Genomic DNA, 16,245 nt, shown 5'->3' with positions numbered 1-16,245 from the left:
GCCCGCCGCGACAGCGTGTGGATCGCCGAGCTCGGCGAGCGCACCCCGAAGCTGACGCCGGTGCTCACCCAGGCCGACGACGTGCAGTGCCACGCGTGGGTCGACCGGGACGGCCTGCTGTACCTGCACACCACCGACGGCGCCCCGCGCTGGCGGCTGGCGGTCACCGACCCCCGCACCCCGACCCGCGAGCACTGGCGCGAGCTGGTGCCCGAGGACCCCGGCTCGGTGCTGCAGGCGGTGCGCCGCCTGGAACGCCCGGACGGCGCGCCCCTGCTCGCCCTCGCCCGGGCCCGCCACGCCGTCGCCGAGGTCGTGCTGCACGAGCTGGACGGCGCCCGGTACGGCGAGGTCCCCCTGCCCGGCACCGGCACGCTCACCGGCTTCTCGGTGGCCGACCGGGACACCCCTTCCGAGGCGGGCCGGCTGTGGCTCGGGTGGACCGACCTCGTCACCCCGCCCGAGGTGCACCGCTTCGACCTCGCCACCGGCACCACGGTGCGCGAGGAGGGCGCGCCCGGCTCCGTCGACGTGCCCGAGGTGCGCACCGAGCATCGCGCGTTCACCTCCGCCGACGGCACGACCGTGCGGATGTTCGTGATCAGCCCGCCCGACGCGGACGGCCCGCGGCCCGCGCTCGTCACCGGCTACGGCGGCTTCGGCATCAGCCGCGAGCCCGCCTACACCGCGTCGGCGCTCGCCTGGGTCGAGGCCGGCGGCACGTTCGCGCTGGTCTCCCTGCGCGGCGGCGGCGAGGAGGGCGAGGAGTGGCACCTCGCCGGCAACCGCGCCAACAAGCAGAACGTCTTCGACGACCTGCACGCCGCTGCCACCGCGCTGATCGACGCAGGTGACACCACCGCCGACCGGCTCGCGATCATGGGCGGCTCCAACGGCGGCCTGCTCGTCGGCGCCGCGCTCACCCAGCGCCCCGACCTCTACCGGGCCGTCGTCTGCTCGGCGCCGCTGCTGGACATGGTGCGCTACGAGGAGTTCTCCCTCGGCCGCACCTGGAACGACGAGTACGGCACCGCCGCCGACCCCACCGAGTTCGCGTGGCTGCTGAACTACTCGCCCTACCACCACGTCGAAGAGGGTGTGGTGTACCCGGCCGTGCTGTTCACCGTGTTCGACTCCGACACGCGGGTCGACCCGCTGCACGCACGCAAGATGTGCGCCGCCCTGCAGCACGCCACCACGGGCGACCCGCAGACCCGTCCCATCCTGATCCGCCGCGAGACCGACGTGGGCCACGGCGCCCGCGCGGTCTCCCGCAGCGTCGCGCTGGCGGTCGACCAGCTGTCCTTCCTCGCCGCACACACCGGTCTGGAGCTGAAGTGACCCCCGCTCCCACTGCCGCCCTGCCCGGGGCCGCCGTGCCCGACCAGCCCACCTGCGCCTCCGACGCGGGAAGCTGGTGCGCGGAGTTCTACCGGGTGACCAACAGCGACTTCCTCGCCCGGTCCGCGGACACGATCGTGTCCACCACGTTCAACGTGACCCTCATCGTCGTCGTGTGCGTGGTGGCGCGGTTCCTGATCCACCGGGCGATCAACCGCATCGTCGACGGCGCCACCAACTCGCGGATCTCCCGCCTCCTCGGGCGGGCGCCGCGGCTGCGCAGCGGCAGCCAGGTGGCCGTCACGCCGCGGCGCGCCCAGCGCGCCCGCACCATCGGCTCGGTGCTGCGCTCGATCAGCTCCGTCGTGATCCTCACGGTCGGCGCGATCATGGTGCTCGCCGAGTTCGGGGTCGCGCTCGCCCCGATCCTCGCCTCGGCGGGCATCGTCGGCGTCGCGGTCGGTTTCGGCGCCCAGAACCTGGTGCGCGACTTCCTGTCCGGCATGTTCATGCTGCTCGAGGACCAGTACGGCGTGGGCGACATCATCGACGTCGGGGAGGCCAGCGGCGTCGTCGAGGCCGTCGGCCTGCGGATCACCACGCTGCGCGCGCTCAACGGCACCGTCTGGTACGTCCGCAACGGCGAGATCCTGCGCGTCGGCAACATGAGCCAGGGCTACGCCGTCGCGATCATCGACGTGCCGCTCGGCCACACCGCCGACGTCCCCGCGGCCACCGAGCTGGCCGAGCGGACCGCCACCGCGCGGATCGCCGAGGAGGACCTCGCCGACGTGGTCCTCGAGCCGCCGAAGGTGCTCGGCGTCGACCGGTTGGGTCCGGAAGGCGTCACGCTGCGGCTGACCATCAAGGTCAAGCCCGGCGAGCAGTTCTCGGTGCAGCGGGCCGTGAACGCCGCCATCGCCGACGCGCTCGAAGAGGCGAACGTGCCCCGTCCCCTCCTCGTGCCCACGGCCGACTTCCGCCCCTCGGCCTCCTAGCCGCACCGGAGGGGGATGATGGAGCCGTGACCGATCCTCAGAACTTCTACGCCGAGGTCGGCGGGGCCCCCGTCTTCGAGAAGATCGTCCGGCGGTTCTACGAACAGGTCGCCGAGGACGAGGTGCTGCGCCCCCTCTACCCGGAGGAGGACCTCGGCCCGGCCGAGGAGCGGTTGCGCCTGTTCCTGGAGCAGTACTGGGGAGGCCCGCGCACCTACTCCGAGCGGCGCGGGCACCCCCGGCTGCGCATGCGGCACGCACCGTTCAAGATCGGGCCGATCGAGCGTGACGCCTGGCTGCGCTGCATGAGGGTGGCGGTCGACGACGCGGGCCTCTCCCCGGCGCACCGCGACCAGCTGTGGCAGTACCTCACCTACGCCGCCCAGAGCATGGTCAACAGCCACTTCTGAGTTTCACCCGACCGCTGGAAGTACTACCCGGTGTGACGAACGGGCCTCGCTGAGTCCACGTTCGCTTGGCAAGATTTGGCCCGTGCAGTGGTGGCGGGACGCCGTGGTGTACCAGATCTACGTGCGTTCGTTCGCGGACGCGGACGGAGACGGCGTCGGCGACCTGGAGGGCATCCGCGACCGCCTCGGCTACCTGGAACTGCTCGGGGTCGACGCGATCTGGCTCACCCCGTTCTACACCTCCCCGATGGCCGACCACGGCTACGACGTGGCCGACCCGCGCAACGTCGATCCCGTCTTCGGCGACCTCGCCGCGTTCGACCGCCTCGTCGCCGACGCCCACGACCACGGCCTGCGCGTCACGATCGACCTCGTCCCGAACCACACCTCCAGCGAGCACGAGTGGTTCCGCGCCGCCCTGGCCGCCGCGCCCGGCAGCCCGGAGCGGGCCCGCTACCACTTCCGCCGCGGCCGCGGCCCGAACGGCGACCAGCCGCCGAACAACTGGCAGAGCGTCTTCGGCGGGCCCGCGTGGACGCGCGTGCAGAACCCCGACGGCAGCCCCGGCGAGTGGTACCTGCACCTGTTCGCCCCCGAGCAACCGGACCTGAACTGGACCAACCCCGAGGTGTGGGACGACCTGGAGAAGACGCTGCGCTTCTGGCTCGATCGCGGCGTCGACGGGTTCCGCATCGACGTCGCCCACGGCATGAGCAAGCCGCCCGACCTCCCGGACGCGCGCGGCGACCGCGCGCCGTCCCCGGACGGCGAGCGGTGGGCCGCCACGGTGGACGCGCCCGACCCGCGCTTCGACCACGACGACGTCCACGCCGTGCACCGCATGATCCGGGCGGTGCTCGACCACTACCCCGGCCGGCTCGTCGTCGGCGAGGTGTGGGTGGGCGACAGCGGCCGGTTCTCCCGGTACCTGCGCCCGGACGAGCTGCACCTGGGGTTCGACTTCCGGCTCGTGCGCGCGCCGTTCGAGGCCACCGCCATCCGCACCGCGATCGAGCAGACCCTCGCCGCCGTCGCCGACGTCGGCGCGCCCCCGGCGTGGACGCTGTCCAACCACGACGTCTCCCGGCCCGTCACCCGCTACGGCGGCGGGGTCGAGGGCCACGCCCGGGCCAGGGCGATGGCGCTGGTCCTGCTCGCGCTGCCCGGGGTCGTCTACCTCTACAACGGCGACGAGCTCGGCCTCCCCGACGCCGACCTGCCGGACGAGGTGCTGCAGGACCCGATCTGGGAGCTCTCCGGGCACACCCGCCGCGGCCGCGACCGGTGCCGCGTACCGATCCCGTGGGAGGGCAGCGCGCCCGGCTACGGGTTCACCTCCGGTGACCCGTGGCTGCCGATGCCCCCGGAGTACGGCAAGCTCGTGGCCGCCGAGCAGCTGGAGGACACCGGCTCCACGCTGTCGCTGGTGCGGCGGGCCATCGAGCTGCGCAAGACGCATCCCGGCTTCACCGGCTCCGAACTCGAGTGGTTCGGAGCCCCCGAGGGCTGCTTCGCCTTCCGCCGCGTGGGCACCACGCTCGTCTGCGCCCTCAACACCTCCGGCGAGACCGTCCCGCTCCCACCCGGCGAGGCCATCCTCGCCAGCGGGCCCCTGCCCGACGGCATGCTGCCGCCCGGCACCGCGGCCTGGCTGGCCTGAGCCCACGCGGGGAGCACCACCGCACCCGCCGCGACCTCCCGATCCCCTTCGGGGACAACACGCCCGGCTCCAGGCGAGCCGCATGCCCTCCTCGCCGCTCAGCGAGGCCCCGGCCAGCAGCCCTCTCCCGACGGCAAGCTGCCGCCCGGTACCACCTGCCCGGCCTGAACCCCTCAGCCGGCCGGTGCCGGGTAACGCCGTGCGGCGCCGGCGCCCCACCGCGTCACAGCCGCGGCTGCCCCGTGTCGATCCCCCGCGAGCACACCCCGCCCGGTGCCAGCGCGATCGAACCACCCCCGCCGGCGGGGCCACCCGGCCGGCGGCCCCGTACCCGACGGCACGCCGCCGCCCGGCACCGCTGCCCGGCCCGCCCGAGTCGGCTCAGCTGACCAACAGCGGGAGCGCCGTGAGGCGCCTGCGCACCACCGCGCCGTAGCGCGCGTCGAGCCGCAGCCACGTGCCGGTCGCCGACACGCGCACCACGCCGGCGTCGGGCCCGGAGTCGCCGAGGAACCCCATCCCGGACAGGGCGAACAGGCAGCGCAGCGGCACCTTCACCGCGGGCCGGGACTCGGACGAGACCGTCAGCACCGTCTGGTCCAGCAGCGAGGCGGGCGGCCCCAGCGGGCCGGCGTTCTCCCGGGCGACCACGAGCCCTCGCTCGGTGAGCCGCTCCAGCTCCGCGGCCGGCACGTCGTCCACCGCCTGCCATCCGTTCGCCGGGGGCAGCTCGCCCTGCCACAGCCCGCCCGCTCCGGGGTCGACGGTCCCGGACCGCTCCACCGTGAGCGCGGTGAGCAGGCCGCTGGCGGGCACCGTGACGTCGCCGGGCTCCAGCTCGCCGTGCACGGTGCGGGTGGCGAGCACGTCGAACGGCGTCGCCGCCCACGCCGTCACCATGCCGTCGCGGGCGACCAGCCGGACCAGCGCCGCCTGGTCGAGCCGCACCACCCGCGCGACGAACGCCCCGAGGTCGTTGCGCTCGTCCGGGTCCGGCACCGTCAACCGGGTCATGCCGCCCACCTCGCCAGGAACTCCCGCTCCTCGGGCGTGAGCCGCCGGGGCCGCTGGGCGTCCAGGTCGAACGCGGCGAGCCGGGTCTCCGCAGTGACGGCGACCGGGTTGTCCTCGTCTGGCCCGTCGTGCATGGCGTACCGGATGCGGAACGTCGCAGCCCGGATGTCGTCCACCGTCATCGCCACCCGCAACCGCCGCGAGCTGTACGGGATCTGCCGTTTGTACTCCACCGACAGCCCCGTGACGAGCAGCCCGGCGGCGAACCCCGGCACGCCTTCGGCCGCGGCGGCGTCGAAGACGAGCTGGATGCGCGCCTCCTCCAGCAACGTCACGGTGACCGCGTGGTTGACGTGCTGGAAGACGTCCTGGTCGGTCCAGCGCACGGGGACGTGAGCGATGAAGGCAGCCACGCCCCCACCTTCTCAACCGCCCCCGTGCGCGGGATCATCGGGCCAGCCCTCGCAGCTGGCGGGACACGACCGACAGCGTCGCGAGGTCCATCTGGCCTGCCTTCTCCACCTCCTGCAGGGCCGCGCGGGCGCGCACGAGGCGCGACGCGTTCGCCTTCTCCCAGAGCGCGATGGCCTTGTCCACCGGCGTGCCCGGGCTCGCCTCGCGCAGCGCGTCGAGGGTGATCGCCCGCAGGGAGGCGTACAGGTCGTCGCGCAGGGCCAGCCGGGCGAGCGCGTGCCAGCGGTCGCCCCGCTCCAGCGCGGTGACCGAGGTCAGCGCCGTGTCGATGCCCAGGTGCTCGGACAGGCCGTAGTACAGGGCCGCGACCTCCTGCGGCTCCCGCGCCTCCCGGTCGCGCTCCGACAGCTCGGTGAGCTCGACGACGTCGAGCAGCCCGTAGCGGTACACGAGCGCGGCGCACCGCATCGCCAGGTCGGCGTCGATCCCCTGCGAGCGCAGCTCCGCCGCCTTCATCTCGACGGCGGCCAGCTCGCGGCCCCGCATGAACCGCGGCAGCGCCGCGCTCAGCTCCCGCACCGTGGCGGCGAACCGGCTCACCTCCGCCCCCACGGCGAGCGGCTGCGGGCGGTTGGTGAGGAACCAGCGCGACGCCCGGTCCAGCAGACGCCTGCTCTCCAGCACGAGCTGGTCGGACACGGCCGTCGGGATCTGCGGCGAGCGCAGCTCCTCCCACAGCGCCGGCAGGTCGAACACCGCCGTGGTCACCGCGTAGGCGCGCAGCGCGTCGGCCGGGCCGGCCGACAGCTCCTCGCCCAGCCGGAACGCATACGTCATCCCCGCGCCGTCGACCATCTCGTTGACCAGCAGCGTGGTGACGATCTCCCGCCGCAGCGGGTGCTGGCGGACCGCGCCCGCGAACCGTTCGCGCACCGCCTGCGGGAAGTACTCCGGCAGCCGGGCCGCGAACGCCGGGACGTCGGGCAGGTCGGTGGCGAGGACCTCCGCGGTGAGGTCCAGCTTGGTGTGGGCGAGCAACGTGGCGAGCTCGGGGCTGGTGAGCCCGGCGCCCGCGGCCTCCAGGGCGCGGAAGCCCTCGGCGTCGGGGAGCACCTCGAGCTCCCGGTCGAGCCCGCGGCGGGCCTCCAGGTCGGAGGTCAGGCGGGCGTGCACGCTCACCATGGCCGGCGCGTGCGCCCGCGCGATCCCCAGCACCGCGTTCTGGTTGCGGTTGTCGTCGAGGACGAGCTCGGCCACCTCGTCGGTCATCTCGAGCAGGAGCTTGTTGCGCGCCTCCCGGTCGAGCTCCCCCGCGGCCACGAGCCGGTCCAGCAGGATCTTGATGTTGACCTCGTGGTCGGAGCAGTCGACGCCCGCCGAGTTGTCGATCGCGTCGGTGTTGATCTTCCCGCCGCGCCGGGCGAACTCGATGCGCCCGCGCTGGGTCAGGCCGAGGTTGCCGCCCTCGCCCACGACCTTCACCCGCAGCTCGGAGGCGTCGACCCGCACGGCGTCGTTGGCCTTGTCCCCGACGTCGGCGTGCGTCTCGTCCGACGCCTTCACGTAGGTGCCGATCCCTCCGTTCCACAGCTGGTCGGCGGGCGCGCGCAGGATCGCCGCGATCAGCTCCGGCGGGCTCAGCCGGTCGACGCCGTCGGGGATGCCGAGCGCCGCGCGCATCTCCGGGCCGATCGGCACCGATTTCGCCGTGCGCGGCCACACCCCGCCGCCCTTGCTGATCACGGACCGGTCGTAGTCGTCCCACGACGAGCGCGGCAGCGCGAACAGCCGCGCCCGCTCGTGGTAGCTCGCCTCCGGGTCCGGGTCGGGGTCGACGAACACGTGCCGGTGGTCGAACGCCGCCAGCAGCTTGATGTGGCGCGAGAGCAGCATCCCGTTGCCGAACACGTCGCCGGACATGTCGCCGATGCCGACGACGGTGAACTCCTGGCTCTGGGTGTCGACGCCCAGCTCCCGGAAGTGCCGCTTCACGCTCTCCCACGCACCGCGGGCGGTGATGCCCATGGCCTTGTGGTCGTAGCCGATCGACCCGCCGGAGGCGAACGCGTCGCCCAGCCAGAACCCGTACGACGCCGCGACCTCGTTGGCCACGTCGGAGAACTTCGCCGTGCCCTTGTCGGCGGCGACGACGAGGTAGGCGTCGTCGCCGTCGTGGCGCACGACGTTCGGCGGCGGGACGGTCTCGGTGGTCCCGTCGGGCTGCACGACGAGGTTGTCGGTGACGTCGAGCAGGCCGGAGATGAACGTCCGGTAGCAGTACTCGACCTCGTCGGGCCCCGCGTCGTCGCGGCGCACGATGAAGCCGCCCTTCGCCCCCACCGGGACGATCACCGCGTTCTTCACCGCCTGCGCCTTGACCAGACCCAGGATCTCGGTGCGGTAGTCCTGCGGCCGGTCCGAGTAGCGCAGGCCGCCGCGTGCCACCGGCCCGAACCGCAGGTGCACGCCCTCGACCCGCGGCGAGTACACGAAGATCTCGAACTTCGGCCGGGGCGCGGGCATGCCCGGCACCTCGCTCGGGTTCAGCTTGAACGAGAAGAACGGCCGGTCGCGGAACCAGTTCGTGCGCAGCGTCGCGCTGATCATCGCGAGGTAGCCGCGCAGGATGCGGTCGGCGTCCAGACCCGTGACGGCGTCGATGAGCCCGCGCACCTCGGCGAGCGCGGCGAGGTGCTCCCGCTCCCGCTCGGCGATCCCCGGCGCGAACCGCGCCCGGAACAGGTTGATCAGCGCACGCGCCACCGCCGGGTGCGCCAGCAGCGTGTTGGCCATGTACTGGGGTCCGTAGGGGCTGCCGAGCTGCCGCGCGTACCGGGCGTAGGCGCGCAGCACGGCCGCCTCGCGCCACGACAGCCCGGCCCGCAGCACCAGCGCGGAGAAGCGGTCGGACTCGGCGTCGCCCGCCCACGCCGCGCGGAACGCGGCGCGGAACGCCTCCACCGCCGCCGGGTCGTCGAACGCCGCCCGGGTCGACTCGTCGACCTGTAGGCCGAAGTCGTAGAGGTAGCACTGCAGCCCGTCCGGACGGGTGAACTCCGACGGGCGCTCGTCGAGCACGTCGACACCCAGCTGCTGCAGCAGCGGCAGCACCGCGGTGAGCGAGGCGGGGGCGCCCGCGAGGTAGAGGGTGAACCGCGGCTCGCCGCCCTCGACGTCGGCGGTGTAGAGGCGGGTGTCGAACTCGCCCGGGCCGGAGAGCGCCGCGATCCGCCGCAGGTCCTCCACGGCGTGCTGCGGGTCGACGGCCGCCTTGTAGGCCTCGGGCACGCCCGGCAGGAGGTCGGCCACGGCCGCCGAGTCGGGCTGCGAGACCAGGCGGTCGTCCCAGGTGCGGACGGCCTCGGTGAGCTCGTCCTGCAGCGCGGCCACATCGACGTCGCCGAAGCCCGCGGCGTCGGGCGGGGCCTGCACCGTGAAGTGCACCATCGCGAGGCTGGACTCCGACAGGCGCACCGTGAACTCGACGTGGTGGCCGCCCAGCCGCTTCTGCAGCAGCTCGGACATGCGGATGCGGGCGTCGGTGGTGTAGCGGTCGCGCGGCACGTACACCAGGCACGAGATGAACCGCCGGTACGGGTCGGGCCGCAGGAACAGCCGCACCGCCCTGCGCCCGGCCACCGCGAGCACCCCGACCGCGGTGTCGTGCAGCTGCTGCTCGCCCACCGCGAGCAGCTCCTCGCGTGGCAGGCCGGAGATGACCTCCAGCATCCGCTGCCCCGAGTACGACTCCAGCGGGAAGCCCGCCCGGCGGATCGCCTCGCGGACGCGCCGCTCCACGAGCGGGATGTCCAGCACGCTCTCGTACAGCGCGGGCACGGTCAGCAGGCCGAGGAAGCGGTGCTCCGCGTCGACCTCGCCGTCGTCGTCGAACGTCCGGACCGCGATGTAGTAGGGGTGCACGGGCCGCAGCGGGCTGGGCGCGCTCGCGCGGGTCATCACCAGCATCTCGTCCTGGTCGCGAGTCTTCTCGACGTCCGGCGCGAACCGCTCGCCCATCGTCGAGCCCTCACGCAGCACGCCGAGCCCGGACTCGGCTTCCGGCTGCAGGTCGTCCCCCGTGCACCGCTGGTAGCCGAGGAAGGTGAAGTGTCCGTCGGCGAGCCAGCGCAGCAGTTCGGCGACCTCGGCGGGGTCCGGGTCGTCGGGCGCGGGTGCCCGGCTCGGCAGCTGGTCGGCCACCTCCAGGGCCTGCCGGGTCATGGGCTCGGCGTCCTCGACGACCTCGCGGACGTCGCGCAGCACCCGGCCCAGCTCCCGTTCCAGCTTCGGCCGGTCGAGGTCGCCGGGCAGCAGGTCGATGTGGATCCAGGACTCGACGAGGGCGTCTCCCGGGGGCTCGGCCGGGTCGGCGTCGGTGAGCACCTGCGTGAGCTCACCCGACGTGTCGCGGCGCAGCACGACGATCGGGTGGATGACCCGCTCGACCTCGCCGCCCACCCGGGACACGGCCGCCATCAGCGACTCGACGAGGAACGGCATGTCGTCGGTGACGATCTCGACGACCGATCCCTCCCCCTCCTGCGGATCGCGCACGCGGATCAGCTGCTCCCCCGCAGCCCGCACCCGGGCGAGCTGCAGGTGGCCGCGCGCCGCACTCCGCAGCAGCGGCAGGTGATCGCCGCGCTGCAGGTCGGGGGCGTGCCGCGCGTACAGCGCCACCAGGTCGGTCAGTGCAGGGTCGATCGGCTCGGGTTCGGTTGCAGGCGGCTCCGTCTGCTCCCTGGTCCGGCTCGTCACAATTCCACTCCGGATCTCACCGGCGGTGCGCTTGCCCCACCGCCGTTGGGTTCCCGCGGCAACGGGCTCGCCCGTCACCCTAGCCGGGGTCGACCCCCTCGAAGCCGCGTCTTCCACCCCTGCGCCGAGCGGCACGGTCGGGCGTGGCTGGGGCCCGTCGGGATCCGCGGCGGCCGCGGCACCGAGCCCGCGACCACCGCTGTGAACAGCGGAAACGCCGTTCTGCGCGGGTGGCCGGGGGCGGACCGCCACGCCGCGGCCCGGCGCGGCGGCGTCAGATGCCGCGGTAGGCCGCCAGCGCGCCGGCGAGCAGGTCGGCGATCCCGAGCCCTTCGGTCGACTGCGGCTTCTCCTGGTCGCGCTCCTGCCCGCCCCCGTCCTCTCGGGGCTGGTCGGAGCCCGTGCCGCCGGCCGCCTCCGAAGGCTTCTCGGTGGTCGGCTCCGGGGCCTTCGTGGCGGTCGCGGCCGCCTCGTCGTCGCGCTTCGCGCGCCGCCCGGCCCGGCCACCCCCGGTATCGCCGGCGGCCGAGCCTGCGCGCGGGTCGGGCGCGTCGCGGCGGCCGCGGGACCCGCTTCCGGGCTCCGCAGCGGCCTTCTCACCCTCGGCGGCCGCGCGGCGACGGCGCCCGCCTCCGCCGTTCGTCGGCTCCGCCGACTGCGCGCGCTGCCCATCGTGACGCCCGGAGCCGCCCTCGTCGCCGGAGAAGGGCCAACGCTGCGATCCGCCGTCCTCCTCGGTCGCGGCGTCGTCGCTCCTGCGGCGCTCGCGGGAGCCGCGGTCCTGCTGCAGGCCCGCCCGCGCGGCCCGGTACTTCCTCCCGTGCTCCTCGGCCAGGTCGCTGGAGAGGTCCGCCCACGGGTCGCGGTCGCGACCGGGCTTGGTGAGCGGCTGCAGGATCTGCGCCCCCACCGGGCCGTCCTCGTCGTGCACCGCGACACGCAGCTGCGCCCCCGGCAGATCCTCCGGCGAGACGAACCCGTCGAGCAGTCCGGGCAGCGTGCGGTGCATCCAGTCCGTGGCGTCGGCCCTGCTCCAGCCCGGGCACGACACGACGAGGACGTCCGAGTCGCCGAAGCGGGCCCGGGCACCCACCGGGAGCCGGTCGTCGAGCAGAGCGGCGACCGCGTGCACCACCGCCGAGGCCCTCGGGCCCGCGAACCGCCGCCCGTCCCGCGCGATGTCCACGACCACCACGCAGCCGTCGTCGGACGGCTCCGGCTCCAGCTTCACTTCCGGCTCCGGCTCCGGCTTCGGCTCCGGTTCCGGTTCCGGTTCCGGTGAGGTGAGCTCCGGCGGGCCGCCGACCCTGATCCCGCTCAGCGCCCGGTCCAGCTCGGCCAGCGCGGACTGCAACCACCCGTCGGAGTCGTCGGATCCGCCCGCCGCGGGCGCCGTGAGGACCCGGTCGGCGTCGCCGTACCCGTTCGCGCTCGCCCCGTTCGAAGCGAGTGGCTCCGGCGAGATCGGCGACCACGGTTCGGCGGTCGTGGGCTTCTCGGGGCGGCGCCGCGTCCCACCGGTGGCTCGCCCGCCCCCGTCGTCGGCGGGCTCCTCGGGCTTGCCGTGGCGTCCTCGTCGGGGGCGCTCCGCGGCCGCGTCGGCAGGTGCGGTCTCGGTGCGCTCGTCGTCGTCCGGGCGGGCCCGCCGCCCCGAGCGGGTGGGCCGCTCCTGCTGCGCGGCCGGTTCCACGGTCGCCTCCGCCGCGGTGTCGGCGGCATCCTGCGGCGCCCGGTGCGACCCCCGGCGACCGGTGTTGGCGGAACGGCGCCGGCGCGTGGTGGGCTCCTCCGGCGTGCGGTCGAGCGACGGCACCCAGCCCGACGACGCTTCCTCGCCGTCCTCGCGCTCCCCGCCCTCGGGCTGCGCCGACGGCACCCCCACCGGCTTGCCGTTGCGGCGCGCCGATCCGTTCCGGGGTCCCTCCTCCGCACCGGACCGCAGGCTCTGGATGAGCAGATCACCGATCGGCGACTCGCCGCCGCTGCTGCTCCAGGGCACGGCGTCCCACCCCGCACGGCGCTCCTCCGCGGGGCGGCGCTCGTCAGCCGGGGCCGGCTTCGCATCGGCGAGGGCGGCCTCGTCGCGTGCCACGCGCTCGCCCGCCTCGCGGGTCGCCTTCAGCTTCCGGTCGGCCCGCGTGATCGCCGGCAGCACCGTGGTGGCGTCCATGCCGATCGAGTCGCCGGCCGGTTCACCGGCGGCCGCGGCGACCGGCTCGGAGGTGCGGGTGCTCGCCGCGCGTGCCCGGCGCCGCTTCGGCGGCGCGGGATCGGCAGGCAGCTCGGCGAGGGCGGCGAGGAACCGTCGGGAGCGGTCGCGGTCGCGGCGCTCGGCCTCGACCGCGAGCTGCAGCGCCTCCAGCGCGGCGTCGAGCCGTCCCGCCTGCTCGTGCATGGCGCCGAGCGTCGTGCGACAGACCGCCTCGAGGTCCGGCACGCCGCACGCCGCCGCGTCCTCGGCGGCCTGGGCGAGCAGCCGATCCGTGTCGGCGCGAGGATCCTGCGCGGCGAGGGCCCGCGTGACCGTGAGCCTCAGCAACGCCAGTTGCCGCGTGGGGCGCGCCCGCTCGGACAGCCGCGGCAGCAGCGCGTCGCAGCCGTCCCTCGCCTCGGCGACCTTCCCGGCGTCCAGGAGCGCGGAGATCCACTCCGCGGCGAGCGCCGCCGCCAAGTGGGCCGACGGGGTGCCGGAGCCGAGCCGGGCCCGCTCCAGCCGGGCGAGCCCGTCCGCCGCGTGGTCCACGGCCGCGACCGGACGCCCGCCTCGACGCTCCACGACGGCTCGCACGAGCGCCACCGAGGCGCCGCCGAGGTGGCCCGCTCTGCCCCCGACCGAGGCCCACGCGGCGTCGGCCGAGTCGAGCGCCGCCCTCACCTCGTTCGGGGCGTCCTCCACGGCGCACCGGGCGTGCGCGCACAGCAGGTCGGCGGTCAGCTCGGGGTCACCGTCGTCGGCCTCCACCCCGGCGAGCAGCCTGCGCGCGGACTCGACCTCCCCGGCGCCGGCCGCCACAATGGCCAACTCGATCCGGAGCCGGTGGGCCGACGGGCCGGCGAGCGCGTCGTCGCCCCAGCGCTCGAGAGCCGCCAGCACCCCGCAGGCGATCTCACGCCCGTCGCCCGTGGCGGCCCGGGCGTGCACGGCCCACCCCGCCGCGGCCAGCCAACGGTCCCGCTGGTCGGTGGCGGACGCCTCCTCGAGCACGTGGTCGGCCAGCTCGGCCGTGAGATCGGGGCGGGCCCACCGCAGTGCCGCAGCTGCATCGACGAGGTCTGCGTCCACCCGTGGTACCGCTCCGATCGCTCGGCCTTCGGCACGCGTCGACCCCACGTGACCTCCTGAAGTGCCGGGATCCACCTCCCGGGCCGGCAGAGCGCACCAGCCGGGGGATGCATAGCTCTCAGTCGCGGGTCAGCTTACGGTGCGTCACTCGGTGCGGTCGCGCCGCCTCCGCCCCCAGGCGTTCGATCTTGTTGCGCTCGTAGGCTTCGAAGTTGCCCTCGAACCAGAACCACGCGGCCGGGTTCTCCTCGGTGCCCTCCCACGCGAGGATGTGGGTGACCACGCGGTCGAGGAACCAGCGGTCGTGCGAGATCACCACGGCGCAGCCGGGGAACTGCTCGAGCGCGTTCTCCAGCGAGCCGAGCGTCTCGACGTCGAGGTCGTTGGTCGGCTCGTCCAGCAGGATCAGGTTGCCGCCCTGCTTGAGCGTGAGCGCCAGGTTGAGCCGGTTGCGCTCGCCGCCGGACAGCACCCCCGCCGGCTTCTGCTGGTCGGGCCCCTTGAACCCGAACGCCGCCACGTAGGCGCGGGACGGCATCTCCACGTCGCCGACCTTGATGTGGTCGAGCCCGTCCGAGACGACCTCCCAGACCGTCTTGTTCGGGTCGATGCCGGCCCGGTTCTGGTCGACGTAGGACAGCCGCACCGTCTCGCCGATCCGGACCGTGCCGGAGTCCGGCTTCTCCAGCCCGACGATCGTCTTGAACAGCGTGGTCTTGCCGACACCGTTCGGGCCGATCACCCCGACGATGCCGTTGCGGGGCAGCGAGAACGACAGGTCCTTGATCAGGAGGCGGCCGTCGAAGCCCTTGTCGAGGTGCTCGACCTCGACGACCACGTTGCCCAGCCGCGGCCCCGGCGGGATCTGGATCTCCTCGAAGTCGAGCTTGCGGTACTTCGCCGCCTCCGCGGCCATCTCCTCGTAGCGCTGGAGCCGGGCGCGGCTCTTCGCCTGCCGCGCCTTCGCCCCCGAGCGGACCCACGCCAGCTCGGCCTGCAGCCGCTTCTGCAGCTTGGCGTCCTTGCGCCCCTGCACCGCGAGGCGCTCGGCCTTCTTCTCCAGGTAGGTCGAGTAGTTGCCCTCGTAGCCGATGGCCCGGCCGCGGTCGAGCTCCAGGATCCACTCCGCCACGTTGTCCAGGAAGTACCGGTCGTGGGTGACCGCGAGCACCGCACCCGGGTAGTTCGCCAGGTGCTGCTCAAGCCACAGCACGCTCTCGGCGTCCAGGTGGTTGGTCGGCTCGTCGAGCAGCAGCAGGTCCGGCTTGCTCAGCAGCAGCTTGCACAGCGCCACGCGGCGCCGCTCCCCGCCGGACAGCTGCGTGACCGGCGCATCCGGCGGCGGGCACCGCAGGGCGTCCATCGCCTGCTCCAGCTGGGAGTCCAGCTCCCAGGCGTCGTTGTGGTCGAGGATCTCCTGAAGACGGCCCATCTCCTCCATCAGCTCGTCGGAGTAGTCGGTGGCCATCTGCTCGGCGATCTGGTTGTAGCGATCGAGCTGCTGCTTGATCTCGCCGAGGCCCTCCTCCACGTTGCCGAGGACCGTCTTCTCCTCGTTCAGCGGCGGCTCCTGCTGAAGGATGCCGACCGTCGCACCGGGGGCCAGGATCGCCTCGCCGTTGTTCGGCTGCTCGAGCCCCGCCATGATCTTGAGCACGGTCGACTTCCCGGCGCCGTTCGGTCCGACGACGCCGATCTTCGCTCCGGGCAGGAAGTTCAGCGTGACGTTGTCGAGGATGACCTTGTCGCCGTGGGCCTTCCGGACCCTTTGCATGCTGTAGATGAACTCCGCCACGCGACGATGGTAGGCCCGTCCGATCGCAGGCCGACGGCGCCCTCATCCGGCCATCGCGTTCACGCCGCGGTCCGCCTCCGCGCCCGCCCCCGCACCGCTGTCCGGGGCCGGCTGTTCGCCCGGTGCACCCATCGCCGCGCCGGGCGGTGTTCCCACGCCCGTCGGGGCGCTCGCCGTCGCCGATTTGTTCCTCGTCACGACGGCCGTGGACCACCGCAGATCCGGTCCGATCGCGCCGGCGCTGATCTCGAGCCGGCGTTCGACCCTGCCGTCGCGCTCGAAACTCGAGTTCACCAGCTTGCCGTGGACGATCACGGGGTCACCGACGCGCAGCGACAGCAGCACGTTCTCCGCGAGCTGCCGCCAGCAGACGACCGTGAGGTACACCGGCTCGGCGTCGTTCCACACGGCAGCGGTGCGGTCGAACCAGCGTTCCGTCGTTGCCACGCGGAACCGCGCACCCGTGCCGTTCTTCGATTCGAGCCGGTCGGGGCGGGTGGCGATACGGCCCGGCACCGTGAGGTAGATGGCGTTCATCGTTCTCGCTCCTCGCTCGTGTCCGACGACCCGTC

At 74.0% G+C, this 16,245-nt stretch carries 10 protein-coding genes; 4 read left to right on the top strand and 6 right to left on the bottom strand.

The window, feature by feature from the left end; translation table 11 throughout:
- The 4 genes from VKZ81_RS30165 to VKZ81_RS30150 all read left to right on the top strand — a co-directional run.
- A partial coding sequence (locus tag VKZ81_RS30165) for a prolyl oligopeptidase family serine peptidase (protein WP_324245130.1) occupies nucleotides 1–1,341 on the top strand: 1,341 nt, incomplete at its 5' end.
- Complete coding sequence (locus VKZ81_RS30160) at nucleotides 1,338–2,339, top strand: mechanosensitive ion channel family protein (protein WP_324245129.1); 1,002 nt, start codon at nucleotides 1,338–1,340, stop codon at nucleotides 2,337–2,339. The genes VKZ81_RS30165 and VKZ81_RS30160, both read left to right, overlap by 4 nt.
- Before the next feature lie 26 nt (nucleotides 2,340–2,365).
- Nucleotides 2,366–2,749, top strand: a complete 384-nt coding sequence (locus VKZ81_RS30155; RefSeq protein ID WP_324245128.1) for a globin — start codon at nucleotides 2,366–2,368, stop codon at nucleotides 2,747–2,749.
- An 82-nt stretch (nucleotides 2,750–2,831) separates the two neighbouring features.
- Nucleotides 2,832–4,409, top strand: a complete 1,578-nt coding sequence (locus VKZ81_RS30150; RefSeq protein ID WP_324245127.1) for a glycoside hydrolase family 13 protein — start codon at nucleotides 2,832–2,834, stop codon at nucleotides 4,407–4,409.
- A 381-nt stretch (nucleotides 4,410–4,790) separates the two neighbouring features.
- Here VKZ81_RS30150 and VKZ81_RS30145 read toward each other — a convergent pair whose 3' ends face one another.
- The 6 genes from VKZ81_RS30145 to VKZ81_RS30120 all read right to left on the bottom strand — a co-directional run bounded on the left by VKZ81_RS30145 (nucleotide 4,791) and on the right by VKZ81_RS30120 (nucleotide 16,210).
- Nucleotides 4,791–5,423 carry a DUF8185 domain-containing protein gene (locus VKZ81_RS30145; RefSeq protein WP_324245126.1) on the bottom strand — a complete coding sequence of 211 codons (633 nt, stop codon included), beginning with the start codon at nucleotides 5,421–5,423 and terminating at the stop codon, nucleotides 4,791–4,793.
- Nucleotides 5,420–5,836 carry an acyl-CoA thioesterase gene (locus tag VKZ81_RS30140; RefSeq protein WP_324245125.1) on the bottom strand — a complete coding sequence of 139 codons (417 nt, stop codon included), beginning with the start codon at nucleotides 5,834–5,836 and terminating at the stop codon, nucleotides 5,420–5,422. The genes VKZ81_RS30145 and VKZ81_RS30140 overlap by 4 nt, the downstream gene beginning before the upstream one ends.
- 34 nt (nucleotides 5,837–5,870) lie before the next feature.
- Nucleotides 5,871–10,595 (bottom strand): NAD-glutamate dehydrogenase, encoded by a 4,725-nt coding sequence (locus VKZ81_RS30135; RefSeq protein ID WP_324245124.1) that lies wholly within the window; start codon nucleotides 10,593–10,595, stop codon nucleotides 5,871–5,873.
- 274 nt (nucleotides 10,596–10,869) lie between these two features.
- Nucleotides 10,870–13,878 (bottom strand): hypothetical protein, encoded by a 3,009-nt coding sequence (locus VKZ81_RS30130; protein WP_324245123.1) that lies wholly within the window; start codon nucleotides 13,876–13,878, stop codon nucleotides 10,870–10,872.
- A 118-nt stretch (nucleotides 13,879–13,996) separates the two neighbouring features.
- The gene (ettA, locus tag VKZ81_RS30125) at nucleotides 13,997–15,673 is read right to left on the bottom strand and encodes an energy-dependent translational throttle protein EttA (RefSeq protein WP_324245122.1); all 1,677 of its coding nucleotides are present in this window, start codon (nucleotides 15,671–15,673) and stop codon (nucleotides 13,997–13,999) included.
- A gap of 42 nt (nucleotides 15,674–15,715) precedes the next feature.
- Nucleotides 15,716–16,210 (bottom strand): single-stranded DNA-binding protein, encoded by a 495-nt coding sequence (locus tag VKZ81_RS30120; RefSeq protein WP_324245121.1) that lies wholly within the window; start codon nucleotides 16,208–16,210, stop codon nucleotides 15,716–15,718.
- Nucleotides 16,211–16,245: the final 35 nt, after the last annotated feature.

Origin of the sequence: Pseudonocardia sp., from assembly GCF_035305885.1 — a bacterium.
Taxonomy (GTDB): domain Bacteria; phylum Actinomycetota; class Actinomycetes; order Mycobacteriales; family Pseudonocardiaceae; genus Pseudonocardia.
Note: the sequence above shows the minus strand (reverse complement) of the source record. Positions and strands in the feature narration are given on the sequence as shown.

Coding starts and splice junctions, on each gene's coding strand:
- VKZ81_RS30120 (WP_324245121.1), bottom strand. CDS start 16,210: ATGAACGCCATCTACCTCACGGTGCCGGGCCGTATCGCCACCCGCCCC.
- VKZ81_RS30145 (WP_324245126.1), bottom strand. CDS start 5,423: ATGACCCGGTTGACGGTGCCGGACCCGGACGAGCGCAACGACCTCGGG.